The sequence below is a fragment of the Pseudonocardia benzenivorans CB1190 genome (assembly GCF_000196675.2).
Taxonomy (GTDB): domain Bacteria; phylum Actinomycetota; class Actinomycetes; order Mycobacteriales; family Pseudonocardiaceae; genus Pseudonocardia; species Pseudonocardia benzenivorans.
In genome coordinates this window covers 939874-965237 of sequence record NC_015312.1, presented here as the reverse complement: position 1 = coordinate 965237, position 25364 = coordinate 939874, and the positions used below count along the sequence as shown (strand labels likewise).

Sequence of the window (25364 nt, the reverse complement as noted above, 5' to 3'; positions counted from 1 at the left end):
CTCCCGGATGTCCACTGTGGTCACACCGGGCGTGCCGCGTCGACCGGCGCGGCGAGGGGCGCACGGCCGGCGTCCGCGCTCACCGGTACCACCACCTTGCGGGTCCTCGCGACCTCCTCGAGGAAGGCCCGGGCGGCGGGCGACGCGCCGGCGGCGGCCGCGACCCCGAGGGTGCGCACGGTCCGCGGCACGAGCGGCCGGACGATCGTCTCGGCGGGCACGGTCCGCAGGGCCACCGCCGGCACGATGCTCACCCCCAGCCCGGCACCGACCATCTCCAGCACCGCCGACAGCTCCCGTGCTTCGAACGCCGGGTCGAGCCGGACCCCGACCTCCCGCGCCACGCCCTCGAACACCCGCGCGCACCCGCAGCTGGAACGGATGAACGGTTCGGCGGCCAACGCCTGGTAGGTGACGGTGTCGCCCGCGCCCAGCGCGTGACCGGCGGGCAGGACGGCGACCATCTCGTGGCTGTCGAGCAACTCAAGGTGCAGCCCGGGAGCCGGCAGCGTGACGACGCCCGCGTCCACCACGCCCTGGTCCAGCCAGTCGCGGATCTCCTCGTCGCTGCCCTCGAGCAGGCGCACCGTCACCAGTGGATACCGCTCGGCGAACCCGCGCAGCCGCGCCGCGATCAGGGTGCCGGTCGCCGACGGCAGGCTGGCCAGCCGCAACGTGCCGGTCACCCGGCCCGAGACGGCGGCGACCTCGGTGCGCAGCAGGTCGACCTGCCGGAGCGCCTCGCGCGCGTGCGTCGCGGCGCGGGCGCCGGCGTCGGTGAGGGCGACGCCGTCGCGGCCCCGCCTCAGCAACACGGTGTCGAGCTCGGACTCCAGCGCGGACACGGCCCGGCTCACAGCGGGCTGGGACATGCCCAACGCGGTCCCGGCGGCGGTGAACCCGCCGTGCTCCGCCACCGCGAGCAGCACCCTGAGCTGGAGCAGCGTCACCCCGACCTCCGCGTTCGCCCACTGTTATGCAGTCATACCTGCGATGACATTTCACATGACGATGTCACAACCGTAGCGTTATGCCGCAGGCCGGCGGAAGGAAGAGAGCGCGTGACGAGCAGACGGGTGCTGATCACCGGAGCGTCCAAGGGGATCGGGAGGTCGGTCTCGGCGCGACTGGCCGCAACCGGGCACCGGCCGATGGGGATCGCGCGCCGCGCTCCCGCGGACTTCCCCGGCGAGTGCCACGTCGCCGACCTCGCCGACCGCGAGGCCACCGCGGCCGCGCTGGAAGCCGTCGTCTCGGGCGGCACGGTCGATGCCGTCGTCAACAACGTCGGGCTGGTCGCGCTCGCGCCGCTGGGTTCCATCGATCTCGACCCTCGGCGCTCCGGACGAGCTCGCCGCCGCGATCTGCTTCCTGCTGTCGGAGGATGCCGGTTTCATCACCGGCCAGACGATCCGCGTGGACGGCGGCGGCAGCGTGGCGGCGTGAGCACCGCGCGACGCCGACGGCCTGACGGTTCCGGACCCCTGGAGACGAGGCGAGAATGAAGTTCGGGTTCATGCTGTTGCCGCGCAACCTCGACGAGACGCGCGAGGTGGCGAGGATCGGCGACGCCGCCGGCTACCACTGGATGGGTGTGGCGGACTCCCCGACCGTCTACCAGGACAGCTTCCTCCACCAGCTGGAGGTCGCCCGGGCGACGGAGCGCATCCGGATCGGCCCCATGGTCACGCACTTGGTCGCGCGGCACCCGGTGATCGTCGGCAACCTGCTCGCGACGTTCAACGAGTTCACGGGCGGCCGTGGCATGGCCGCGATCGGCACCGGGAACAGCGCGGCGCGCGGTCTCGGGCTCGCACCGGCGACGATGGCCGAGCTGGAGGAGGGTGTCGGCGCGCTCGAGTCCTACTGGCGCGGCGAACCTGCCGCGTACTCGTCCACGACCTACCCGGACAGTCGCATCCCCGGGACCGGGTTCGCGCGCACGCGGCCCGAGCTGCTGGTCGCCGCCGACGGCCCGCGTGGGACGGAACTGGCCGGCCGCGTCGGCGACGGGCTCTTCTACGGGGGGACCCTGGATGCGGACGTGATCGCGCGACGGGTCGCGGCCGTCCGCACCCGGGGTGGCTCGCGGTCGGTATGGGTCGGCCCGAGCGCGTCGGTGCGCGCGACCAAGGACGAGGTGCGCGACGACCTGGGCGCGATGATCGTCGCCATGGCCAACCGGGCGTTCCGGGGTGATCTCTCCGACCGCAACCTGCCGGCGGAGATCGAACGCGACGTGCGGGAGATGTGGCGCCGCTACGACTACGCCTTCCACGCCGACAACTCCCGCCCGGCCAACCTGGACGTCGTGACCCCGGCACTGGCGGACTACCTGATCGACCACCTGTGCGTCTGGGGCGACGAGGACCGCTGGCGCGCGCGGCTCGACCGGCTCGAGGCCGACGGCTGCGACGGGGTCATGTTCATCATGGGTCAGGCCGACCAGGCCGCGGCCCTGCGCGAGATCACCGAGCGCCTCGTCGCCCTCGGCCGCCTCCCGGCACCGGTCGCCGGCTGACGCGGCGCTCGTCGGAGGGCGCCGCGATTGCCGGACGGCGCAGCAATCACCGGACAGCGCAGCGATCACCACGCGGCAGCCACCGGACGGACGGTGGCCGGTACCGGCGACGAACGTCGCGCGGGCCGGCCACCGGCCCATCGAGGCCGACGGTGCCCGTGCTCAGGCGCCGCTGACGACCCGCTCCTGCGTCGTCGGTGCCGACGCCGGGTTCTCCGCGGGCGGCATCGGGCGCGGCGCGGGCGGGCCCGCGACCCGGCTGAACTCCGCGCGCGGCTCGTGGATCTGCCCCAGCGCGACGACCTCGCGCCCCAGGACCAGGGCGCCCGTCCAGTCGAAGACGATCCGGACCCGGCGGTTCCAGGTGGGCATCCGGCTCACGTGGTAGGTGCGGTGCATGAACCAGGCGACGATCCCGCGCAGCTTGATGCCGTAGATCTCCGCGACACCCTTGTACAGGCCGAGGCTGGCGACCGAGCCGGCGTAGGAGTGCCGGTACTCGCTGAGCTTGCGGCCGCGGATGTGGGCGACGAGGTTGTCGCCCAGCACCTTCGCCTGCCGGACGGCGTGCTGCGCCGACGGGCTGGTCCGGGCTTCGGGGTCGTCCTTGGAGAGGTCGGGCACCGAGGCGCAGTCGCCGGCGCTGAAGACGTCGGGCATCCCGACGACCTGCAGCATCGCGGTGCAGTCGACCCGGCCGCGGGCGTCGCGGGGCAGGTCGGTGTTCTCCAGCATCGGGTTGGGCTTGACGCCCGCGGTCCAGATGATGGTGTCAGTGTCGAACGACTGGCCGTCGTCGAGCTCGACGTGACCGTCCACCATGGACACGACCCGGGTCTCGAGGTTGACCTCGATGTCGGCATCGAGCAGGCGCTCCACGGTGTAGCGCCCGAGCTTCGGGCCGACCTCCGGCATGATCCGGTTGGCCGCCTCGACGAGCACCCAACGGATGTCCTCGCGGTTGACGTTCTCGTAGTACTTGCTGGCGTGCCGGGCCATGTCGGCCAGCTCTGCCAGTGCCTCGATACCCGCGTAGCCACCACCCACGACGAGGAACGTCAGCAGCTTGCGACGCAGCCGCGGGTCGGTGGTCGTCGACGCGGCGTCGAGCCGCGAGAGCACGTGGTTGCGCAGGTAGATGGCCTCGCCGACGGTCTTGAACGCGATACCGTGCTCGGCCAGCCCGGGGACGGGCAGCGTGCGCGCGACCGACCCGGGCGCGACGACGAGCACGTCGTAGCCGAACGTGGCCTCGTTCCCGGCCGCGAGCTCGGCGACGACCTCGCGCTTCTCGTGGCTGATCGAGGTGACGCGTCCGGTGACGACATGGCAGCCCCGCAGCACCCGGCGCAGCGGCACGACGACGTGCCGGGGCTCGATGGACCCGGCGGCCGCCTCCGGGAGGAAGGGCTGGTAGGTCATGTGGGACTGCGGATCGATCACCGTGACGTCGGCCTCGCCGCGGCGCAGCTTCTTCTGCAGCCGCAGCGCGGTGTACATGCCGACGTAGCCACCGCCGACGATGACGATCCTGGTGGTCCGAGCCATGACTGGATTTTCCCACCAGACGGCCTGGAAAACCCAGTCAAGGGGGCCGATCGTGTTACGACACACGCCTGTGACGGTCAAGACGACCATTCGGGTGATACTCGCCCCGGTCGGGCCGATCAGCCGTCGATCAGACCAGCGGACCGGCCGGCGGCCCGGAGCACGTCCTCGAGCATCGCCGGCGTGAGCTTCCCGGTGAAGGTGTTCTGCTGGCTGACGTGGTAGCTGCCGAAGACCTGCAGCGGGCCCCGGCGCCCGGTCAGGACGACGTGCGCGCCGTGCCCGAAGCGCGGCCGGGGCCGGGGGACGTCCCACCCGTTCTCGCCGAGCACCGGCAGCAGCGACTGCCACCCGAACGCCCCGAGCACGACGACCGTGCGCAACGTCGGCGCCAGCAGCGCGAGCTCGGCGTCGAGCCAGCGGCGGCAGGTGTCGCGCTCCTCGGTCGTGGGCTTGTTGTCGGGCGGGGCGCAGTGCACCGGGGCGGTGATCCTGGTGCCGCGCAGGGCGAGCCCGTCGTCGGCCGAGACGGCGATCGGCTGGTTGGCCAGGCCGACGGCGTGCAGGGCGGCGTAGAGGACGTCGCCGGAGCGGTCGCCGGTGAACATCCGGCCGGTGCGGTTTCCGCCGTGCGCGGCGGGCGCGAGCCCGACGATCAGCAGCGCGGCGTCGGCGGGACCGAAGCCGGGGACCGGCCGCCCCCAGTAGGTCTGGTCGCGGTACGCGGCGCGCTTCTCCGCGGCGACCTTCTCCCGCCAGGCCACCAGCCGGGGGCACGCGCGGCAGCGCGACACCTCGTCGTCGAGGAGGGCGAGCGTCGCGGGGGCGGACACGACGGCGGGTCAGGCGATCGAGCGGGCGATGCCGTCGAGGATGTCGTGCTCGGAGACCACGATCTCCTCGATGCCGGTGCGGGCGTGCAGCTCGTCGGCGAGCACGGAGACGATGATCGCGCCGGCGCCGATGACGTCGACCCGGCCGGGGTGCAGCGCCCCCATCGCCTCGCGCTCGGGCCGTGTCGCCGTCACGAGCCGGTCGGCCAGCGCGTGCAGGTCGGCGCGGGTGAGCCGGGACAGGTGCACGGCCACCGGGTCGTACTCCGGCAGGTCCTGCGCGATCCCCGACAGCGTCGTGATCGTCCCGGCGACGCCGACCCACGTCGCCGCACCGTCGAGCGGGACGGCGTCGAACGCGGCGTCGAGGATTCCGGCGGCCGTCTCGCGGGCGGCGGCGACGTCGTCGGCCGACGGCGGGTCGCCGGGCAGGCAGCGCTCGGTGAGCCGGACACTGCCCACGTCGACGCTGCGGGCGGCGCGGACGGTGGCGGTGCCGTCGTCGGAGAGGTCGCCGATGACGAGCTCGGTGGAGCCGCCGCCGACGTCGACGACGACGAACGGCCCGTCAGCCGGGTCGAGGTCACCCACGGCGCCGACGAAGGACAGCGTCGCCTCCTCGTCGCCGCTGATGACCTCGGCGTCGGTGCCGAGCACGTCGCGGACCATCCCGAAGAAGTCCTCGCGGTTCGAGGCGTCGCGCGTGGCCGAGGTCGCGACCATCCGCACCCGCTCGGCGCCCTTGCGGCGCAGGATCGCCGTGTAGTCGACGAGCGCCGCGCGGGTGCGCTCGAGCGCCTCGGGATCGAGCCTCCCGGTGGCGTCGACGCCCTTGCCCAGCCGGACGATCCGCATCTCGCGGTGCACGTCGCGCAGGTCGAACCCGCCGGAACCGGCGGTCACGTCGGCGACGAGCAGACGGATCGAGTTCGTCCCGCAGTCGATGGCAGCCACCCGGGGCATCGAGACTCCTCACGCGATCGCGGGCCGGACCTGCGTCACCGTACGCGGCACGGTGCCCGCGTTCGTACGTGGACGGCCCCGAACGGGTGGACTCGCCGCTACCCTCGCACCGTGGTCAGCGCAGAATCGCACGGGGGCGGGCGGGCGACGCGGGACACGGCCGGGCCCGGCCGGGCAGCGGGCCGCACCCCGGAGGGCGGCACCCGCGACACACACGACCGCGGGGCGGCGGTGGACGCCGGGTCCGCGGTACCCGCCCCGCGACCGGCCGGGCCGACCGAGCCGGCCGAGGGTGGCGCAGCGTTGCCGCGCATCGACATCACCGGGATCGGCAGCACCGGAACCGACAGCACCGGAACCGACAGCACCGGAACCGACGCGCGCGCGACGACCGACGACTCCCCCGGCACCGGCACTGGGTCCGAGAGCTCCCGGCACGGGAGCACCCCGCACTACGGCGCCCGGCCGAGCGGCGCATCGCAGGGCGGACGGGCGGCTCCGGCCGGGAGCGGACGCGACGACGACCCGATCGCCGGTCCGGCGCCCTCGACCACCCGGCCCCGCGTGCCGCGCACCGTCCGCGCCGAACCCGTGCCGCCCGGGCCGGGCGTCGACCTCGGGACGCACGAGGTCACCAACCAGCCACCTCCGCTGTCCGGGTACGACCCGCTGGCCTGCGACCCCGCGCTCGTCGACGCCGTCGAGCGGGAGGGTGCGGGCGGCGCCCTCCCGACGATGCGCCAGCTGGGCGAGCGGATCGCGTCGCCGGAGTACCGCGAGCACGCCCGGCTGGCCAACGAGAACCACCCGATCCTGCGCACCCACGACCGCTACGGGCACCGTGTCGACGAGGTCGAGTTCCACCCGTCGTGGCACGCCCTGATGGACCTGTCCGTCGGCTGGGGTCTGCACGCGGCGCCGTGGCTGGCCGACCCGGGGACGGGCGCGCACGTGGCGCGGGCCGCGGGGTTCTACCTGGTCGGACAGCTGGAGCAGGGGCACTGCTGCCCGATCTCGATGACCTACGCGTCGGTCCCGGCGCTGCGCCACGACGACGAGCTCGCCGCGGCCTACGTCCCCGGCCTCACCGCACGCGAGTACCAGCCCGGCCTCGCCCGTCCCGACAGCAAGACGGGCCTGCTCGCGGGCATGTCGATGACCGAGAAGCAGGGCGGGTCCGACGTGCGGGCCGGCACCACCGTCGCCACCCCGTCATCCGACGGCACCTACCGGCTGACCGGGCACAAGTGGTTCACCTCCGCCCCGATGAACGACCTGTTCCTGACGCTGGCCCAGGCCCCGGCGGGGCTGACCTGCTTCGTGCTCCCGCGCGTCCTTCCCGACGGCACGCGCAACGCGATCCGGCTGCAGCGGCTCAAGGACAAGCTGGGCAACAGGTCCAACGCGTCGGCGGAGCTGGAGTACGACGACGCGGTCGGCTGGCGGCTCGGCGAGGAGGGCCGCGGCGTCGTCACGATCATCGAGATGGTCTCGATGACGCGGCTGGACTGCGTGATCGGGTCGGCGTCGGTCATCCGGGCCGCGCTGACCGAGGCCGTGCATCACGTGACGCACCGTCGCGCGTTCGGCGAGCGGCTGGTCGACCAGCCGCTGATGCAGGCGGTCGTGGCCGACCTGGCGCTGGAGTCCGAGGCCGCGACCGCGCTGACGATGCGGCTCGCGGGCGCGGTCGACCGGGGTGAGACCGACTTCCTGCGGCTGGCGCTGCCCGCGTCGAAGTACCTCGTCTGCAAGCGGGCCCCGGCGGTCGTCGCGGAGGCGCTGGAATGTCTGGGCGGCAACGGGTACGTCGAGGAGTCGGGGATGCCGCGGCTCTACCGCGAGGCGCCGCTCAACTCGGTGTGGGAGGGCTCGGGCAACGTCACCGCGCTCGACGTGCTGCGCGCCGTCACCCGCGAGCCGGACTCGCAGGAGGCCGTGCTGCGCGAGATCGACGCGGCGGCCGGGGCGGACTCGTGGTTCGACCGGGCCCGCACCGAGCTGCGGACCGAGCTGCGCTCGCGCGAGCAGCGCACGGCCCGCAGGCTCGCCGAGCTGCTGGCGCTGTGCATGCAGGGCTCGCTGCTGCTGCGGTTCGCGCCGGAGGAGGTCGCGTCGGCGTTCGTGTCGTCGCGCTTCCTGCCCGACGGGCCGTGGCGCACCGCGGGCACGCTGCCCGCCGCGGCGCACAGCGAGGCCCTGGTCGAGCGGGTCAGTCCCGGGTAGCGGTCTCGTCGCCCGGCCGGTCGACGTGCACGCACGGCCCCGCGGCCCACCACTCGCCGACCTCGTCGAGCGCCTCGTCGCCGAACGGGTTGATGCCGCGCCCGCGCGCGAGCGCGTGCCCGGCGTGCACGTGCAGGCACTTGACCCGCCCGGGCATCCCGCCCGCACTGACGTCGGTGCCCAGCGGCTCGATCGCGTCGCGTTCGGCGAGGTAGGCCTCGTGCGCGCGCTGGTAGGCCGCGGCGAGCTCGGGGTCGGTCCGCAGCCGCTCGGTCATCTCGCGCATCCGGCCGTCGGCCTCGAGCGTGCCCAGCTTCGACGCCAGCCGCGAACAGGTGAGGTAGAACAGCGTCGGGAACGGGGTTCCGTCCTCCAGCCGCGGCGAGGTGGCGACGACCGACGGCAGCCCGCACGGGCAGCGGTGCGCGACCTCGCGAACCGCGCGCGGCGCCCGCCCGAGCTGGGCGGTCACGGCGGCCCGGTCGGCGTCGGAGATCGAGGGAGCCGGGGAGGTCACGGTGCGGGGGAACCTTTCGACACGTCGTTCCAGAGTCGCTGGAACCATGGCTGACCCGCGGCGATCTCGTCGGGGCTCGGCGGCGGGACCGGCAGCTCGACGACGTAGGGCACCTCGCCGGGCATGACGTACCCGAGCCGGCTGCGGGCCTGCGCCGAGACCTCGTCGGGATCGGAGAGCCGGGCACGCTCCTGGTTGAGCTGGTCGACCTGCGCGGCGAGCTGCTGCTGCTGACGGTCCATGTCGGCGAGCTGCTGACGCTGCGCCACGTAGTTGCGCAGCGGCACCGCCACGGTGAGCGCCAGCGCGCACACGACGACGGCGAGGATCGCCGCCCGGCGCGTCGAGGAGACGCCCAGGAACCCCGTCGTCGCGGCGACGACGCCGCGCGAGCGGGACCGGGTGAGCTGCGGCTCGCGTGCGCGACGACTGGTGGGCGACGGGCGTGCCGCAGCCGATCCGCGGCCCCGGTCGCCCCGGGACCGGGCCCGCTCCTCGGCCGCTGCGGGCACGCTCAGCCCTGAGGTACCGCGTACCGCGGGAAGGCCAGCTCGCCGGCGTACCGCGCGGCGTCGCCCAGTGCCTCCTCGATGCGCAGGAGCTGGTTGTACTTGGCGACCCGCTCGGACCGCGCGGGCGCGCCGGTCTTGATCTGGCCGCAGGAGGTGGCGACGGCCAGGTCGGCGATCGTGGTGTCCTCGGTCTCGCCCGAGCGGTGGCTCATCATGCAGCGGTAGCCGGCCGACTGGGCCAGCGTCACCGCGTCGAGGGTCTCCGACAGCGTGCCGATCTGGTTGACCTTGACCAGAAGCGCGTTCGCGGCGCCGCGCAGGATGCCGTCCTCGAGACGCTCGGGGTTGGTGACGAACAGGTCGTCGCCGACGAGCTGGACCTTGCCGCCGATCGACTCGGTCAGCGACACCCAGCCGTCCCAGTCGTCCTCCGCCAGCGGGTCCTCGATGGAGACCAGCGGGAACTCGTCGACGAGGCCGGCCCACACGGCCGACAGCTCCGCCGAGCCCAGCTGCTTGCCCTCGTAGCTGTAGGAGCCCTTCTCGAAGAACTCCGTGGCCGCGACGTCGAGCGCGAGCACGACGTCGGTGCCCAGCGAGAAACCGGTGGTCTCGATGGCGCTGGAGATCAGCTCCAGCGCTCCGCGGGTGCCGCCCGCGACGTCGGGCGCGAAGCCGCCCTCGTCGCCGAGGCCCGTGGCCAGGCCGTTCTTCTTCAGCACCGCCTTGAGCGCGTGGTAGACCTCGGCCCCCCAGCGCAGCGCCTCGCGGAACGACTCCGCACCGATCGGCGCGATCATGAACTCCTGCACGTCGACCGAGGTGTCGGCGTGCGCGCCACCGTTGAGGATGTTCATCATCGGCACCGGCAGCACGTGCGCGTTGGGGCCGCCGACGTAGCGGAAGAGCTCCAGGCCCGACGACTCCGCCGCCGCCTTCGCGACGGCCAGCGACACCCCGAGCAGGGCGTTCGCGCCGAGGCGGGACTTGTCGGGGGTGCCGTCGAGGTCGACGAGGCGCTGGTCGACCAGGCGCTGGTCGACGGCCTCCATGCCGGTCAGCTCCGGGCCGATCTCGTCGAGCACCGCGGCGACGGCCTTCTCGACGCCCTTGCCGCCGTAGCGCTTCGCGTCGCCGTCGCGCAGCTCGACGGCCTCGTGCTCACCGGTCGAGGCGCCGGACGGGACCGCGGCCCTGGCGAGGGTGCCGTCGTCGAGGGCGACCTCCACCTCGACCGTCGGGTTCCCTCGCGAGTCGAGGATCTCGCGTGCGCCGACCTGCTCGATGACCGCCACCAGTGCTCCCGTTCCTGCGGTTGTGCCGTGGATCCGGTGGGCCAGCCTAACCGGCCCGAACGGCGGCACCGCGCAGGAACCCGTGTGGTGTCGCACCCTTTCGCGCGAGCGGCCGCGCGGCGCGTTGTCAAGCCTCGCGGATCCCCTGCCCGCCCCCTACCGTGGAACGACCATGACGATGCCGCGGGGATCAGACGCACCGGAGCCCGACGACGACCGGTCCGGGACCGTCCACGACGTCTTCGCGTCGTTCCGCCGCGCGGAGCTGCTGCTGTCGGACCGGCGCCCGCTCGACGCGCTGCAGGCGCTCGGACCGGTGCTCGACAGCCAGCCGAACGACGCCTCCGTGCACCTGCTCGCCGGGCGCGCCTACTTCGACTCGGCGCAGCTGCTCCGCGCCGAGCAGGCCTTCAGCCGGGTGCTCGAGCTCGACCCGGCCGATCACTACGCGCGGTTCGCGCTCGGCAAGACCTTCCAGCGCCAGGCCCGGCTGTCCGAGGCGTTGGCGCAGCTCAAGATGGCCGCCGCGATGGACCCCCGGCCGGAGTACCAGGAGGCGCTCGGCGAGCTGCGGGCCCGCGTCGCCATGGACCGGGCCGAGCCGGCCTGACGGCCCGCTCACGATCAGGAGAACAGGGCGCGGCCCCACCAGTCGTCGGGGCCGGAGGTTCCCGGCGGCACCGCGAACAGTCCCGAACCGACGTGGCGGATGTACTCGTTGAGCGCGTCGCTGGTGCCGAGCTTGCGTTGCAACGTCACGAACTGGTTCGGGTCGCGCATGTAGGCGAGGAAGAACAGCCCGGCGTCGAGGGTGCCGGTCGTGGCGTCGATCCCGTCGGTGTAGGAGTAGCCGCGCCGCAGGATGCGCAGGCCGCCGTTGTTCTCCGGCGAGGCGAGCCTGATGTGGGCGTTCGCGGGGATGACGGGCCCGTCGGCGCCCGTCGCGGCGTAGTCGGGCGCGTCGAACTCGGCCTTGCCCGTCAGCGGTGCGCCGGAGTCCTTGAACCGGCCGAAGACGGCCTCCTGGTCGCCGAGCCGGTCACGGTCCCACGGTTCGACGAACATGCGGATCCGGCGGGCGACGAGGTAGCTGCCGCCGCCGAGCCAGCCCTGCCCGTCGGCGTCGGCGACCCAGACGTGCTGGTCGAGCGCGGCGTCGTCGGTGCCGACGATGTTGCGGGTGCCGTCCTTGAACCCCATGAGGTTGCGCGGGGTCCCGCCGGGGTCGCCGTCGGCCGACCCCTGGGTCGACGACGTCTTGCCGAACCCCAGCTCCGCCCACCGGGCGACGACGGTGCCGCGCCCGATCCGGGCGAGGTTGCGCACGGCGTGGAACGCGACCTGCGGGTCGTCGGAACACGCCTGGACGGCGATGTCGCCGCCGCTGCGGGCGGGGTCGAGCAGCTCGCCGGGGAGCGCGGGCAGCGGCACGAACGCGGCGGGACGGCGGGCGGCCAGGCCGAAGCGGTCGGAGCCGTCCGGGCCGGTGAACAGCGACGGCCCGAAGCCGACGGTGACGGTCAGCCGCGCGGCGGGCAGGCCGACGGCCTCGCCGGTGTCGGCGGGCGGGACCTGGTCGTCGGGCGGGGCGCCGGGGACGGCTGCGCCCCGGGTCATCGCCTCCGCCGCCGTCGTCCAGCTCTTCAGCAGCTCGACGACGTCCGCGCGGCTCGTGGAGGTGACGTCGAACGTCATGAACGCCAACCGGTCCTGCACGGCCGTGGCGATGCCGGCCTGGTGCGGGCCGTGGAAGTCGACGACGTCGGTCGGTGCGGCGGCCGCCGACGGGGCACAGCCCGCAAGGGCCAGTCCCGCGCCGGCGGCGCCGGCCCCCGCGATGCCCTGCAGGAGCCGGCGCCGGGACAGTTCCATGGGGTGCGTCAGACCACCTTTCCCGCGACCTGCGAGAGCGGCTCGGCCAGCGCGTTGACCGAGTCCGCGAGCGAGCGCCGGTCCGTGTCGGTGACGGCGCCGTAGTCCTCGTAGCCGTTGCCGGACCTGTACTTCGCGAGCCCGTTGACGACGTCGGTGAACCGGGCCTCGAGCTGCTGGGCCAGGTCGGGGTCCGTGGCGGCGAGGGCGGGCTGCAGCAGCTCGAACGCCTTGCGGGCGCCGTCGATGTTCGCGGCGAAGTCCCACAGGTCGGTGTGCGAGTAGCGGTCCTCCTCACCGGTGACCTTGCTGGTCGAGACCTCGGTGAGCAGGTCCGACGCGCCGTTGGCGAGCTCGGCGGGCTGGTAGGTGTTCGTCGCGACCTTCGCCTTCAGCGTCGCGATGTCGGCGTCGAGCTTGTCGGCGACGGGCGCCATCCCCGCGAGCGAGTGGTCGGCCCACAGCGCCTTCTCGATCCGGTGGAAGCCGGTCCACTGCGTCGGGTCGGTGACGTCGTCGATCCGGGCGTCGATCGCGGGGTCGAGGTCGCCGAAGCTCTCGGCGACGGGCTCGATGCTCTCGTAGTGCACCCGGGCCGGGGCGTACGCCTGCTCGGCAGCAGAAATGTCCCCGGCACGCACGGCGTCGGTGAAGGTCTTCGCGGCGGTCTGCAGCTGGCCGACCTCGGTCACGACGTAGTCGTGGTAGGCCTGCGTCGCGGCGGTGAGCGAAGTGTCCGCCGCGGCGGACCCGTTGCCCTGCACGGTGAACGCCCATGTGTCCTTGGCCGCGCCCGGGCAGTAGACGCTGTAGGTGCCGGGGTCCAGGCGCAGCGAGAAGGCGCCGTCGAGGCCGGGGGTGATGTTCTCCTTCTCACCGAGGATCTTGCCGCCGCCCAGTACCTCGGCCTCGGTCACCTTGTCCGACGCCGGGTTGGTCACCGCGAAGTTCACCGGGCCCGTCGGAACGGTGGCGGGGTTCGGGCCGCAGCCGGCGTCGCTGATCTCGATCGAGACGTTCGTCGCGGGCGGGCCGCCCGCGGACGGCTGCGGCGAGCTCGCGCAGGCCGCGGCGAGCAGCCCGGCGGAGAGCACCGCGGCGGCGGCGCAGGCCGCGCGGGATCGGGTGGGGGTCACGGGTCGTGCTCCTCGATGGTGGAACGGGGTGGGGGGGTCAGGCGACCGGCTGCGGAGCCGGCCTGCGCCGCTTCGTGGTGGGAGCGAGCACGTAGACCAACAGCGGGACGACGTAGACCAGCCAGACGAGGACCTCGAGGACCACCGGGTAGGGCTGGATGCCGAGGACGCCGGTCAGCAGGGACGAGACGGGCGTGCCGGGCAGGACGAGCCAGGACAGGTCGAACGCGCGCGTCTGGCCGATGTCGATCCAGCCGGCCTCGTGCGCGGTGTGCGCCGCCGTCATCAGCAGCCCCCCGGCCACGATCACGAGCACGGCGCCGGTGACCCGGAAGAACCGGGCCATGTCGAGCTTCACGCCGCCGCGGTAGATGCCGTAGCCGAGCGCGACGGCGACGAGCACGCCGAGCAGCGCACCCAGTCCCGCGAGCAGCGGTGACGTCGAGGCCTGGAACGCCGCGAGCAGGAACACCGCCGTCTCGAAGCCCTCGCGGAGCACGGCGAGGAAGGCCATGGCGACCAGTGCGGTGGTGGACCCGGCGACGAGCGCCGCGCCGGCCGAGGACTCCAGCGCACCGCGCATCCCGCGGGCGTGCCGGCGCATCCAGACGACCATGTAGGTGACCATCGCGACGGCCAGCAGACCGATGACGGTCTCGAGACCCTCCTGCGCGGCCTGCGGCAGGTCGGCCGTGACGATCTCCAGCACGGTCCCGACGGCGAGGCAGAGGAGGATCGCGATGCCGACGCCGATCCACACCGACCGGAGGGCGTCGCGGCGCCCGCGGGCGACGAGGAAGCTCGCGATGATCCCCACGATCAGGGATGCCTCGAGCCCTTCACGCAGCCCGATGATGAACGTGGCGAGCACCCCGACGACCTTCTTTCCGCGACACCGGCTCGCACATTCCGCGCGGCCGGGCGAGACGAAGTTAGGTATTCCTGCGATTGGCTGTCAATAGCCTCGGATAACAGCGGAGCAATGCGTCGACCGTCCATTTGTCGGGTGTTTGTTCGATTACTCCCCGAGAATTCCGTCGAATCGGAGCAACGTCCCTTTCATCATGATCGGCACTGCTCGGCGACGCCTGTCCGATCATCTGCACGTTTCGCCTGAAACGTCCGCTTTGTGAACACGACGTCGCGCTCATCGAGATCAACCACCGCAAAGTGGCGAACCGGGACTACCGCCCGACTCCGGACTCAGGCTAGCCTCGCTGCGCACCTGAGCAGCCTCACCTAACGAAGCGGATGGAGACCCGAACGTGCTCGGCAACGCCCTGATCGGGCTACGGGAAGGCCTCGAGGCCGCGCTCGTCGTGAGCATCCTGGTCGCGTTCCTCGTCCGCACCGACCGGCGTGCCGAGCTGCCCAAGGTCTGGCTGGGCGTCGCGATCGCGGTGGCCGTGTCCGTCGGCGTCACCCTCGCGCTGACGCTCACCCAGCAGGCGCTCACGTTCGAGGCGCAGGAGGCGCTCGGCGGGACGCTCTCGATCGTCGCCGTCGCCTTCGTCACCTGGATGATCTTCTGGATGCGGCGCAACGCGCGGGCGCTGTCGTCGGAGCTGCAGGGCCGGCTCGAGGACGCGCTGCGGATCGGGCCGGTCGCCGTCGTCGTCATGGCGGCACTGGCCGTCGGCCGCGAGGGCCTCGAGACCGCGGTGTTCTTCTTCTCCGCCGCGGAGGCCGCGGGCGAGACGCTGCAGCCGTTGATCGGGTTCCTCGTCGGCATCGCGATCGCGATCGCGCTCGCCTACCTCATCTACCGCGGCGCCGTGAAGATCGACCTCGGGAAGTTCTTCACCGTCACCGGACTGCTGCTGATCTTCGTCGCCGCCGGAATCCTCGCCTACGGCGTCCACGACCTGCAGGAGGCCGGCATCCTGCCCGGCCTCAACACCCTCGCGTTCGACGTCAGCGCGGCCGTCCCGGCCGACTCCTGGTACGGCACCCTGCTCAAGGGCATCTTCAACTTCTCGCCGCAGACCACCGTCCTCGAGGCGGTCGTCTGGGTCGCCTACGTCGCCGTGGTGCTGACCCTGTTCCTGCTTCCCGGCCGGCGCCGTGCCGCCGTCGCCACCACCTGACAGTCACAGCGCTGAACACCTCGAGGAGAACCATGTCACGCAGGACCGCGGCCTCCGTGCTGGCCGCAGCCGCGGCGGCGGCCGTGCTGGCCGGATGCACCAGCACCGCACCACCGAAGGAGGAGGTCGCGGGCCAGGGCGGGCCGATCGTCGTCAAGGCCGCGGACACCGCCTGCGACGTGTCCGTCAAGGAGGCCCCCGCCGGGACGATCTCGTTCGCGGTCACCAACACCGGCAGCAAGGTCACCGAGTTCTACCTGTACGCCACCGGCGACCGGATCATGGGCGAGGTCGAGAACATCGGTCCGGGGCTGACCCGCAACCTGATCGTCGAGGTCCCCGACGGCGGCACCTACACCACCGCCTGCAAGCCCGGCATGGTCGGCGACGGCATCCGCGACGCCTTCACCGTCACCGGCAACGCACAGCGCTCCGTCGACCAGAACACGCGCCTCGCCGAGGCCACCGCGGGCTACAAGCGCTACGTCAACTCTCAGATCGACGCGCTCGTGCCGAAGACGCAGGAGTTCGCCGACGCCGTGAAGGCGGGCGACGTCGCCAAGGCCAAGGCGCTCTTCCCGGTCTCGCGAACCTACTGGGAGCGCATCGAGCCGGTCGCGGAGTCGTTCAGCGACATCGACCCGAAGGTCGACGGCCGTGACGACGGCGAGCCCGGCGTCCCGTTCACCGGGTACCACCGCCTCGAGAAGGACCTGTGGGAGAGCGGCCTGCAGCCCGACTCGGCCGCCATGGCCGACGCGCTCGTCGCCGACATGAAGGACCTGCAAGCCCGCGTCGCGACCCTGGAGCTGACGCCGGTCCAGCTGGCCAACGGCGCCAAGGAGCTGCTGGACGAGGTCGCCACCGGCAAGATCACCGGTGAGGAGGACCGCTACTCGCACACCGACCTGTGGGACTTCAAGGCCAACGTCGAGGGCTCGCAGGCCGCGGTCGCCGCGCTGCGCCCCGTGATCGACGAGAAGGACAAGGCCCTCGGCCCGCAGCTCGACGAGCGGTTCGCCGCGGTCGACGCGCTGCTGGAGCAGTACCGCGCCGGCGACGGCTTCACGCTCTACACCGAGCTCACCGAGGACGACAAGAAGAAGATGACCGACGCCGTCGACGCCCTGAGCGAGCCGATCAGCCAGGTCGCCGCCGTCGTCACCAGCTGAGCGGACATCCTGTGACCGACACCGGCCAGACCGAACGCACCGTCCCCCCGAGCCCGCCGACCGACGAAGCGGGCGGCGGCCCGGGCGGGGGTGGCGGCGGGTTCTCCCGCCGGGCACTGTTCGGGCTGGCCGGTGCCGGCGTGGCCGTCGCCGGTGGCGCCGCCGCCCTCGGCTACGTGGCCGGCAGTTCGGCGGCCGAGCCTGCGCGCCCGGGCGTCGTCCCGTTCCGCGGGGTGCACCAGGCCGGGATCGCCACCCCGGCGCAGGACCGGCTGCACTTCGTCGCCCTCGACCTGACCACGACCGACCGCGTCGCCGTCGCCCGGCTGCTCGGACGCTGGACGGGCGCGGCCGAACGCATGACCCAGGGTCGTGAGACCGCCGAGAACGGCGCCGTCGGCGGCAACCCCCTCGCGCCGCCCGCCGACACCGGCGAGGCGCTGGGGCTGCCGGCGTCGTCGCTGACGATCACCGTCGGCTTCGGCGGCTCGTTCTTCGACAAGCTCGGGCTCCAGGACCAGCGGCCACCCGCACTCGCCGACCTGCCGCCGTTCGCAGGCGACAACCTCGATCCCGCCCGCAGCGGCGGCGACCTGTGCATCCAGGCGTGCGCCGACGACCCGCAGGTCGCGGTGCACGCGGTGCGCAACATGGTCCGGGCGGGCTTCGGGACGACATCGGTGCGCTGGTCGCAGCTCGGGTTCGGGCGCACGTCGTCGACGTCCACGGCGCAGGCCACGCCGCGGAACCTGTTCGGCTTCAAGGACGGCACCAACAACCTGAAGGCCGAGGAACCCGACCTGCTCGACCAGCACGTCTGGGTGCAGCCCGGCGACGGCCCCGAGTGGATGACCGGCGGCAGCTACCTCGTCGCCCGCCGGATCCGCATGCACATCGAGACGTGGGACCGGACGTCGCTGCAGGAGCAGGAACAGATCGTCGGACGCAGCAAGGGCGAGGGCAACCCGCTGGGCAAGGCCTCCGAGTTCGACCAGGCCGACCTGGCGGCCCGCGGGCCCGACGGCACACCACTCGTCCCCGCCGACGCGCACATCCGGCTCGCGTCGGCGGAGACGTTGAACGGGGTGCGCATCCTGCGCCGCGGCTACAACTTCGTCGACGGGACCGACGGCCGCGGCCGGCTCGACGCGGGGCTGTTCTTCATCGCGTTCGTCCGCGACCCGCAGACGCAGTTCGTGCCGATGCAACGGGCGCTCGCCCAGCAGGACCCGATGATGGAGTACCTGCAGCACACGGGCTCGGCGATGTTCGCCTGCCCGCCCGGGCTCGACGGCAGCGACTACTGGGGCAGCGCGCTGCTCGCCTGAGCCTGAATCCACCGTCGTCCGCACTTGTTGATCTTTGGGGTGGGTTGGCTCGTGGTGATAGGCGCAGGGCGTGAGAGGTCCCGGTGCGGGCTCCGAGGTCCTGGTCGCGGGCGGGTAGCGGGCAGCGTGGGTCAGCCCGCGGGCTCGGGTAGGGCCCGTAGGCGGGTCAGCGCGGTGAGCAGGCCGGTGGCCCAGGGCCAGCCGGTGGGCAGGCGGAGCCGCTGACCGCGGGCGTGGCGGATCAGCCGGGCCGGGACGGCCAGGTAGCGGCGACGCAGCGTTTTGACCGTCTGCCGGGCTGTCGCGGCGATCCCGCCGAGCCGGGCGGTCCAGCGGGCCAGGTTGTGCGCGATGGTCTGCAAGACCAGCCAGGCCTGGTTCGCCCCGAACCGGCCCGAGGGCAGGTGGTTGAGCCCGAACCCGTACTTCAGATCACGGATGGCCAGCTCCACCTCGGCGTGGCCGCGGTGGAAGGCGTCGAGCTCCACGAGGTCGCCGGGCTGGTCGGTGATGAACGGGTGATATTCGAAGGTCGGGAACAACTCCTGCTGGGCGGGATCGACCCGGCCGGTCCGGCCGGCCCGGCGTTCGCGGATGCCGGGCGGGGTCGGGGTGCGGCGCACGATCAGCCGCACCCGCAGCCCGTTGCCCCGCCAGTTCGAGGCGGGGGTGGTCCGGTGCTGGTCGAACACGACCCAGTCCAGTTCGGCGACCGCGGCGCCGGGTTCGAAGTAGGGCAGCGGGGTCCACCGGTGCTCGGGAACTGCGGTGATCGCCGCGCGCATCCGGCCGAGCAGGCGGGCACCGATGGAGAACCCGACCCCGCGACGGCGACACGCCGCAAGGACCTCGGCCAGGTAGAACCCCGAATCCGCGCGCAACACCACCGGCCCGGACCGGTCCGCGGCGGCCCGGGCCTGCTCCAGGCGGGCCAGGGTCTCGGCCACGAACGACGGCGCCCCGGTGGCGTCGTTGGACCGCCCGCGCCGCAGCCGCGCGTGCAGCACGTCTCCGGTACCGGCGAGCACGGCCACCAGCGGGTGATAGCCACGGCGGCCGGTGCGCATCACCTGCCGCGCGCCCGCTTTGGCCAGCCCGTAGGTCTCGACCAGGGTGGCGTCGATATCGACCACCACCGGCGCCGTCCCACCGGCCAACGCCCCCGCGGCAGCGGCGCGCACGACCAGCCGGCGGGCGACCGCGTCGAGCTGGCGGGCATGGCCCCAACTCATCGACCGCAGAAACGTCCCCACGGTCGACGGTGCCGCCACTCGATGCCCGAGCACCGCCGCGGTCGCGCCGGCCCGCAGCGCGTCGACATCGTCGATGCAGTCCCCACCCGCCAGCGCGGAATGGATCACCGTCAGACACTTCTGCGCGGCATGCGGACCCGCAGTGACCTGCGTGTCCAGCAGCTCGGGCAGACCCAGCCGGCGTCCCAGCGTCGCCGGCAACACCAGCCCGGCCCCCGCGATCAGCGACGCGTCGTCCGCGGTCACCGACAGGCGGTCGAGTACGTGCGATGCTGACACCAAGAGGGTGCTCCTTTGCTCCAGACCGACTGCTGGCGTGAGAACCGCAATCGTCCAGCTCAGGAGCACTCTCTACCTACGCACCACGCCGAACCCACACCAAGCCCGGTGGATTCAGGCTGAGCCCGCCCGGCCCCGTCCCCGTCCGCCTCCACGGCGTCCCACGCGGCGCGCCAGGCGTCGCCGTCGAGCGCGTGCGCGTCCGCGCCCGACGCGGCGGCCGCCCGCTGTGCCCGCCGCACGTGCTCGGCGAAGCGGCGCGCGGCCGCACGCAGCTCGGCCTCGGGGTCGACCCCGGCGAGCTTGGCCCGCGCCGCGAGCGCGAACAGCTCCTCCCCCACGCCCGGGCCGGCGGGCAGCAGGTCGGCCGGGAACCCGGCACGGGCGGTACGGCTGGTGAGCTTGGCCGCGAGCGCGACGGCGGGCTGCCCGAGCGGCACCCCGTCGACGCTGGACTCGCGCTGCTTCTCCGCCCGCTTGAGCTCCTCCCACCGGTGCTGCTGGCGCTCCGCGGTGTCGACGGTCTCGCTGCCGGCGAACACGTGCGGATGCCGGCCGACCAGCTTGGCCACGAGGTCCCCCGCGACGGCGTCGACGTCGAACGGGTCCGTCGCGTCCTCGGCGGCGACCCGGGCGTGGAAGAGCACCTGCAGCAGGACGTCGCCCAGCTCCTCGCGCATCGCCGGGCGGTCGCCGTCCTCGACGGCCTCGTACAGCTCGTAGGCCTCCTCGACGAGGTACTGCAGCAGCGAGGCGTGCGTCTGCTCGGCGTCCCACGGGCAGCCGCCCGGCGACCGCAGCCGGTCCATCACGGCCACCGCGTCGAGCAGGGCGGCGCCCGCGGGCTCGGGCGTCGCGATCACGGCCTCGGCCGCCGCGACGACGGGGTGCGCGGCGTCGGTCGTGAGGACGACGGCGCCCGCGGGCGGGTCACCGACGAGCGGGCCGGCGCCCCAGGCGGCCGGGTCGGCGAGCTCGGCGGTGGCGAGCACGGCCGTGGCCGAACGCAGGGCCGGGACGGCCGCGGCCGGCAGGACCGCGCCGAGCCGTGCGGAGAGCAGGACGACGGTGGCCACGCCGGCCTCAGGGTGCGGCGGGCGGGTACAGGGTGCCGGCGGCCTGCCCCTCGGCGACGACCGCCATGGACAGCGGGTCCCACACCCCGAAGCGCGGGTTGACCCGGATGTCGGTGGCCATCGCGCGCGGCTGCAGCAGGTGCTGGCCGAACGTCAGGAGCAGGCTGGGGTCGAGCTGCGAGGAATCCGACGGCGCCGGCGCCCGGCCGGGGGGCGTCGTCGTGCGCGACTGCACCTTCGCGATCGTCCACGTGTTGCTGCCCTGCTGCGGGTTGACGACGATCACGCCGCCGGCCGGGGTGCCCAGCAGCGACCACGCGTACGGCGGGGCCTGCGCGAACCCGGGGACGATCTGCGAGGCCGAGACGGCCTGCGCGGGACCGCCGAAGAACTGGTCGGCCGCCGCGCCACCGGCCAGCGCCAGCTGCGCCTTGGCCTGCGCGTCGGCGGCGGAGCCGGTCTGCCCGACCTGGACCGCGACGTCGAGCGAGTCGATCTCGCGCTGCCCGAGCTTGACCAGCAACAGGTCGTCGCGGACGGCCTCACGGCGCGCGGCCGGGTCGCCGTACATCGCGATCGGCGACTCGAGCGGCTGCGCGGCCGGCTGGTTGTCGTCGGTCGTGCGGTCGTCGGCGGCGATCGTCTGGTCGATCTCGGCGTCGCTGACCGAGAGTCCGGTGGCGGCCGCCTCGGCGCGGATCAGGTCGTGGATGACCGCACGGCCGACGATCTCGCGCGTCACCATGTCCGGCGTGACGCCGGCCTTGGTGAGCTGGGCGGAGAACTTCGGGTTGGCCAGCAACGTGTCCAGCGTCGAGTCGACGTCGGCGAGCCGGGCCGCCGAGTCGCCGACGATGACCGCGGAGCCGACCTGGCTGGGCCCGCTGCCGCACCCGGCGACGACGGCGCCGAGGATCGACGTGACGGCGATTGCCCGGATCACCCTGCTGCGCACGGCCCCACCCTCTCACGTGCCGTTCGGCGCCCCGCCGAGGGCTCTGCCCACCCGGGACGCCCACCCGGGACGCCCACCCGCGACGCCCACCCGCGACGCCCACGCCCGACGCCACCCGCGACGCCGCCAGGTCAGCCCGCCGGGACGGCCGCCGGGGTGCCCGTCAGGTCGTCCAGCAGCCGCGCCGCCCAGTCCAGCAGCTCGACGTCGCGCAGCGGGGCCCCGCCGATCCGGTTGCCCGCCGCCGGGCGCGGCACCGTCACCAGCCGGGCCGCGGGCTTGTAGACGGCCTTCGGGTAGAGCCGCTTGAGCCGCAGCTGCGCGGAGTCCGCCAGGTCGACCGGACCCACGCGCACCACGTTGCCGGCCACGGTGACCTCGCCGACGCCGCGCGCCCGGCAGGCCTGCCGGAACGCGGCGACGGCCAGCAGGTTGCGCACCGGCTCGGGCGGCTCGCCGTAGCGGTCGGTGAGCTCGTCGACGAGCGCGTCGAGGGCCTGCTGGTCGGGCGCCTCCGCGATCTTGCGGTACACCTCCAGGCGCAGCCGCTCCCCCGTCACGTAGTCGTGCGGGACGTGCGCGTCGATCGGCAGGTCGATGCGCACCTCGGCCAGCGGCTCGGGCTCGTCGGCGCCCTGCGACCCGGCCTGCTTGCGGAAGGTGGCGACCGCCTCGCCGACCAGCCGGATGTAGAGGTCGAAGCCGACGCCCGCGATGTGCCCGGACTGCTCGGCGCCCAGGATGTTGCCGGCACCGCGGATCTCCAGGTCCTTCATCGCGACGGCCGCGCCCGAGCCGAGACCGGAGTGCTGCGCGATCGTCGCGAGCCGGTCGTGGGCGGTCTCGGTGAGCGGGGTGTCCGGCGGGTACAGGAAGTAGGCGTACCCGCGCTCGCGACCGCGGCCGACGCGGCCTCGCAGCTGGTGCAGCTGCGACAGGCCCAGCGTGTCCGAGCGCTCGACGATCAGCGTGTTCGCGTTGGAGATGTCCAGCCCGTTCTCGACGATCGTCGTGCAGACGAGCACGTCGAACTCGCGGTGCCAGAAGCCGTTGACCGTGCGTTCGAGGACGTCCTCGTTCATCTGGCCGTGCGCGACGGCGATCCGCGCCTCGGGCACCAGCTCCTGGACCGTCCGGGCGGCGCGGTCGATGGTCGACACCCGGTTGTGGACGTAGAAGACCTGCCCGTCGCGCAGCAGCTCGCGGCGGATGGCGGCGCCGACCTGCTTGGGGTCGTAGGCCCCGACGTAGGTCAGCGTGGGGTGGCGTGCCTCGGGCGGGGTGGTGATCGTCGACATCTCGCGGATGCCGGCCAGGCTCATCTCCAGGGTGCGCGGGATCGGCGTCGCCGACAGCGTCAGCACGTCGACGTGGGCGCGCAGCGCGGTGATGTGCTCCTTGTGCTCGACGCCGAAGCGCTGCTCCTCGTCGACGATCACCAGGCCGAGGTCCTTCCAGCGGACCCCGGTCTGCAGCAGCCGGTGGGTGCCGACGACGACGTCGACCGTGCCGTCGGCGAGCCCCTCGATCGTCGCCCTGGCCTCGGCGGCGTCGGTGAACCGCGACAGGCCCTTCACCGTGACGGGGAAGGCACGCATGCGGTCGGAGAACGTCGCGAGGTGCTGGGTGGCGAGCAGCGTCGTCGGGACGAGGACGGCGACCTGCTTGCCGTCCTGGACCGCCTTGAACGCCGCACGCACCGCGATCTCGGTCTTGCCGAAGCCGACGTCACCGGAGATGACCCGGTCCATCGGGACGGGCCGCTCCATGTCGGCCTTGACCTCGTCGATGGCGGCGAGCTGGTCGGGGGTCTCGGTGAACGGGAAGGCGTCCTCGAGCTCGCGCTGCCAGGGGCTGTCGCTCGCGAACGCGTGCCCGGGCGAGGCCTGCCGGGCGGCGTAGAGCTGCACCAGGCCCGCGGCGATGTCGCGGACGGCCTTGCGCGCCCTGCTCTTCGTCTTCGACCAGTCGGCCCCGCCGAGCTTGTTGAGCGTCGGCTGCTCGCCGCCGACGTAGCGGCTGATCTCGTCGAGCGCGTCCGTCGGGACGAACAGGCGGTCGGCGGGCTGGCCGCGCTTGGACGACGCGTACTCCAGCACCAGGTACTCGCGCGTCGCGCCCTGCACCGTCCGCTCGCGCATCTCGACGAACTTCCCGATGCCGTGCTGGCTGTGCACGACGAAGTCGCCGGGCTGCAGCACGGCGAGGTCGACCGCGTTGCGCCGGCGGGCCGGCATCTTGCGGGCGGTGGCCTCCAGCCCGGCCCGGCTGCCGGTGACGTCGGCCTCGCTGAGCACGACGAGCCCGATGCCGGCGGCGGTGAACCCGTCGGCGACGCGGCCGCAGGTCACCGTGACCAGGCCCTTGTCCGGGGCCTCGGCGAGGTCCTCGACGAGCACCGCGGGGACCTCGGCGTCGCGCAGCTGCTCCAGCGAGCGTTGCGCCGTGCCCTGACCGGCCACGACGAAGACCGCGGCGCCGCCGGTGGCGGTGTGTGCGCGCAGGTCGACGAGCGCGCGGTCGGTGTCGCCGCGGTAGGACTCGATCTCGTGCACCTGGGGGACCAGCACGTCGTCGGCCCCGGAGAGCAGCGGCGAGAGCGTGACGACGGGCCGCCCCGTCGTCGTCGCGTGCGCGAGGACCTCGCCGAGGTCACGGTAGGCCGAGGCCCCCAGGTCGATCGGGGCGGCGGCGCCCGCGGCGACGTCGTCGGTGCCCAGCGACGCCGCGAGCCACGACGCCTCCAGGAACTCCTGGCCCGTGCGCACGAGGTCGCGGGCGCGGGTGCGCAGCAGCTCGGGATCGGCCACCAGGACGACCGAGCCCGCGGGCAGCAGGTCGGTGAGCAGCTGCATCTCGTCCCCGACCAGGGCCGGGATCAGCGACTCCATGCCCTCCGCGGGGATGCCCTGCGCCAGCTTCTCGAGCAGCTCGCGCAGCTGCGGGGTGTTCTCGTGGACGCGGGCCAGCTCGGCGGCGCGCTCGCGGACCGGCGCGGTGAGCAGCAGCTCGCGGCACGCCGGCGCGACGACCTCCTCGACGACGTCGACCGAGCGCTGGTCGGCCACCGCGAACGAGCGCAGCTCGCTGACCTCGTCGCCCCAGAACTCGATGCGCACCGGATGCTCGGCCGTCGGGACGAAGAGGTCGACGATGCCGCCGCGAACCGCGAACTCGCCGCGCTCGGTGACCATCTCGACGCGGGTGTAGGCCAGCTCGACGAGCCGCTCCAGCAGCAGCTCGAACTCGTACTCGGTGCCGACGCGCAGCCGGACCGGGTCGAGGGTGCCCAGCCCGGGCGCGATGGGCTGGATCAGGCTGCGCGCGGCGGCGGTGACCAGCCGGATCGGGGTGTCGCCGCCCGCGAGCGCGCGGAAGATCGTCAGCCGGCGCCCGACGGTGTCGGGGCGCGGCGAGAGCCGCTCGTGCGGCAGCGTCTCCCACGACGGGAGGACCGCGACGGCCTCGCCGCCGATCAGGTCGGACGCGGCGGCGGCCAGGTCCTCGGCCTCGCGGTCGGTCGCGGTCACGGCGAGCACGGTCGGGCCCGCCGCGACGATCGCCGACGCCAGGAAGGGGCGCAGCGCCGACGGGCCCTCGACCTTCAGCGCAGGGGTCGTCGCGGTACGGGGGTCGAGCGCCGCGACGGCGTCGAGCACGTCGCCGAGCGCGGGGGTGGTGGCGGAGAGCAGGCCGGAGAGGGGGGCCGCGATCACGACGGGGGACTCCTAGCGAAGCGGGGCACGCGAGACAGACCCCTCCCCGGGTCGTCGCCCGGGTGGGGCCTTCGT

At 73.5% G+C, this 25364-nt stretch carries 21 protein-coding genes and 1 pseudogene; 8 read left to right on the top strand and 14 right to left on the bottom strand.

The window, feature by feature from the left end:
• Positions 1–20: 20 nt before the first annotated feature.
• Positions 21–950 (bottom strand): LysR family transcriptional regulator, encoded by a 930-nt coding sequence (locus PSED_RS04645; RefSeq protein WP_013673099.1) that lies wholly within the window; start codon positions 948–950, stop codon positions 21–23.
• On the opposite strand from PSED_RS04645, the pseudogene PSED_RS04640 reads away from it, so the two are divergent.
• The 3 genes and pseudogenes from PSED_RS04640 to PSED_RS04635 all read left to right on the top strand — a co-directional run.
• Positions 906–1304, top strand: a pseudogene (locus PSED_RS04640) (SDR family NAD(P)-dependent oxidoreductase); the annotation flags it as partial. The gene PSED_RS04645 and the pseudogene PSED_RS04640 sit on opposite strands and share 45 nt — an antisense overlap.
• Positions 1270–1446 carry an SDR family oxidoreductase gene (locus PSED_RS35590; protein ID WP_199796519.1) on the top strand — a complete coding sequence of 59 codons (177 nt, stop codon included), beginning with the start codon at positions 1270–1272 and terminating at the stop codon, positions 1444–1446. The pseudogene PSED_RS04640 and the gene PSED_RS35590, both read left to right, overlap by 35 nt.
• A 55-nt stretch (positions 1447–1501) precedes the next feature.
• The gene (locus PSED_RS04635) at positions 1502–2521 is read left to right on the top strand and encodes an LLM class flavin-dependent oxidoreductase (protein ID WP_013673097.1); all 1020 of its coding nucleotides are present in this window, start codon (positions 1502–1504) and stop codon (positions 2519–2521) included.
• 162 nt (positions 2522–2683) lie between these two features.
• On the opposite strand, the gene PSED_RS04630 is transcribed toward PSED_RS04635, so the two are convergent.
• The 3 genes from PSED_RS04630 to PSED_RS04620 form a co-directional block, all read right to left on the bottom strand.
• Positions 2684–4069 (bottom strand): NAD(P)/FAD-dependent oxidoreductase, encoded by a 1386-nt coding sequence (locus tag PSED_RS04630; protein WP_041759281.1) that lies wholly within the window; start codon positions 4067–4069, stop codon positions 2684–2686.
• A 119-nt stretch (positions 4070–4188) separates the two neighbouring features.
• Positions 4189–4902, bottom strand: a complete 714-nt coding sequence (locus PSED_RS04625) for a uracil-DNA glycosylase (protein ID WP_013673095.1) — start codon at positions 4900–4902, stop codon at positions 4189–4191.
• A gap of 9 nt (positions 4903–4911) precedes the next feature.
• Entirely contained in the window at positions 4912–5865 is a 954-nt protein-coding gene (locus PSED_RS04620; protein ID WP_013673094.1) for a Ppx/GppA phosphatase family protein, read from the bottom strand.
• Between the two features lie 591 nt (positions 5866–6456).
• Here PSED_RS04620 and PSED_RS04615 point away from each other — a divergent pair.
• Entirely contained in the window at positions 6457–8091 is a 1635-nt protein-coding gene (locus PSED_RS04615) for an acyl-CoA dehydrogenase family protein (RefSeq protein WP_041760451.1), read from the top strand.
• On the opposite strand, the gene PSED_RS04610 is transcribed toward PSED_RS04615, so the two are convergent.
• From PSED_RS04610 to eno, 3 genes are read right to left on the bottom strand one after another with little or no spacing between them, the layout of a single operon-like run.
• Positions 8078–8608 carry a DUF501 domain-containing protein gene (locus PSED_RS04610; protein ID WP_013673092.1) on the bottom strand — a complete coding sequence of 177 codons (531 nt, stop codon included), beginning with the start codon at positions 8606–8608 and terminating at the stop codon, positions 8078–8080. The genes PSED_RS04615 and PSED_RS04610 overlap by 14 nt on opposite strands.
• Positions 8605–9120 carry an FtsB family cell division protein gene (locus PSED_RS04605; RefSeq protein WP_013673091.1) on the bottom strand — a complete coding sequence of 172 codons (516 nt, stop codon included), beginning with the start codon at positions 9118–9120 and terminating at the stop codon, positions 8605–8607. The genes PSED_RS04610 and PSED_RS04605 overlap by 4 nt, the downstream gene beginning before the upstream one ends.
• A 2-nt stretch (positions 9121–9122) precedes the next feature.
• Entirely contained in the window at positions 9123–10415 is a 1293-nt protein-coding gene (gene eno, locus PSED_RS04600) for a phosphopyruvate hydratase (protein WP_013673090.1), read from the bottom strand.
• 172 nt (positions 10416–10587) lie between these two features.
• Here eno and PSED_RS04595 point away from each other — a divergent pair, with 172 nt between their 5' ends.
• The gene (locus PSED_RS04595; protein ID WP_013673089.1) at positions 10588–11025 is read left to right on the top strand and encodes a tetratricopeptide repeat protein; all 438 of its coding nucleotides are present in this window, start codon (positions 10588–10590) and stop codon (positions 11023–11025) included.
• 14 nt (positions 11026–11039) lie between these two features.
• On the opposite strand, the gene efeB (PSED_RS04590) is transcribed toward PSED_RS04595, so the two are convergent.
• Genes efeB (PSED_RS04590) through efeU (PSED_RS04580) form a run of 3 tightly spaced genes read right to left on the bottom strand, consistent with a single transcriptional unit; the run spans position 11040 to position 14294 of the window.
• Positions 11040–12287 carry an iron uptake transporter deferrochelatase/peroxidase subunit gene (gene efeB / locus PSED_RS04590; RefSeq protein ID WP_013673088.1) on the bottom strand — a complete coding sequence of 416 codons (1248 nt, stop codon included), beginning with the start codon at positions 12285–12287 and terminating at the stop codon, positions 11040–11042.
• 8 nt (positions 12288–12295) lie between these two features.
• Entirely contained in the window at positions 12296–13423 is a 1128-nt protein-coding gene (gene efeO, locus PSED_RS04585) for an iron uptake system protein EfeO (protein WP_013673087.1), read from the bottom strand.
• A gap of 37 nt (positions 13424–13460) precedes the next feature.
• Positions 13461–14294, bottom strand: coding sequence for an iron uptake transporter permease EfeU (gene efeU, locus PSED_RS04580; RefSeq protein WP_013673086.1), 834 nt, complete (start codon positions 14292–14294; stop codon positions 13461–13463).
• Between the two features lie 394 nt (positions 14295–14688).
• On the opposite strand from efeU (PSED_RS04580), the gene efeU (PSED_RS04575) reads away from it, so the two are divergent.
• From efeU (PSED_RS04575) to efeB (PSED_RS04565), 3 genes are read left to right on the top strand one after another with little or no spacing between them, the layout of a single operon-like run.
• Positions 14689–15510, top strand: coding sequence for an iron uptake transporter permease EfeU (gene efeU / locus PSED_RS04575; protein WP_013673085.1), 822 nt, complete (start codon positions 14689–14691; stop codon positions 15508–15510).
• A 32-nt stretch (positions 15511–15542) separates the two neighbouring features.
• On the top strand, positions 15543–16682 hold the full coding sequence (gene efeO / locus PSED_RS04570) for an iron uptake system protein EfeO (protein WP_013673084.1): 1140 nt from the start codon (positions 15543–15545) through the stop codon (positions 16680–16682).
• An 11-nt stretch (positions 16683–16693) separates the two neighbouring features.
• Positions 16694–18010, top strand: a complete 1317-nt coding sequence (gene efeB, locus PSED_RS04565) for an iron uptake transporter deferrochelatase/peroxidase subunit (protein WP_013673083.1) — start codon at positions 16694–16696, stop codon at positions 18008–18010.
• A 131-nt stretch (positions 18011–18141) separates the two neighbouring features.
• On the opposite strand, the gene PSED_RS04560 is transcribed toward efeB (PSED_RS04565), so the two are convergent.
• From PSED_RS04560 to mfd, 4 genes are all read right to left on the bottom strand, one after another.
• Complete coding sequence (locus PSED_RS04560; protein WP_013673082.1) at positions 18142–19542, bottom strand: IS1380 family transposase; 1401 nt, start codon at positions 19540–19542, stop codon at positions 18142–18144.
• Between the two features lie 59 nt (positions 19543–19601).
• Entirely contained in the window at positions 19602–20618 is a 1017-nt protein-coding gene (locus tag PSED_RS04555) for a nucleoside triphosphate pyrophosphohydrolase (RefSeq protein ID WP_013673081.1), read from the bottom strand.
• A gap of 7 nt (positions 20619–20625) precedes the next feature.
• Positions 20626–21573 carry a SurA N-terminal domain-containing protein gene (locus PSED_RS04550; RefSeq protein WP_013673080.1) on the bottom strand — a complete coding sequence of 316 codons (948 nt, stop codon included), beginning with the start codon at positions 21571–21573 and terminating at the stop codon, positions 20626–20628.
• Between the two features lie 131 nt (positions 21574–21704).
• Positions 21705–25289 carry a transcription-repair coupling factor gene (mfd, locus tag PSED_RS04545; RefSeq protein WP_013673079.1) on the bottom strand — a complete coding sequence of 1195 codons (3585 nt, stop codon included), beginning with the start codon at positions 25287–25289 and terminating at the stop codon, positions 21705–21707.
• Positions 25290–25364 lie beyond the last annotated feature (75 nt).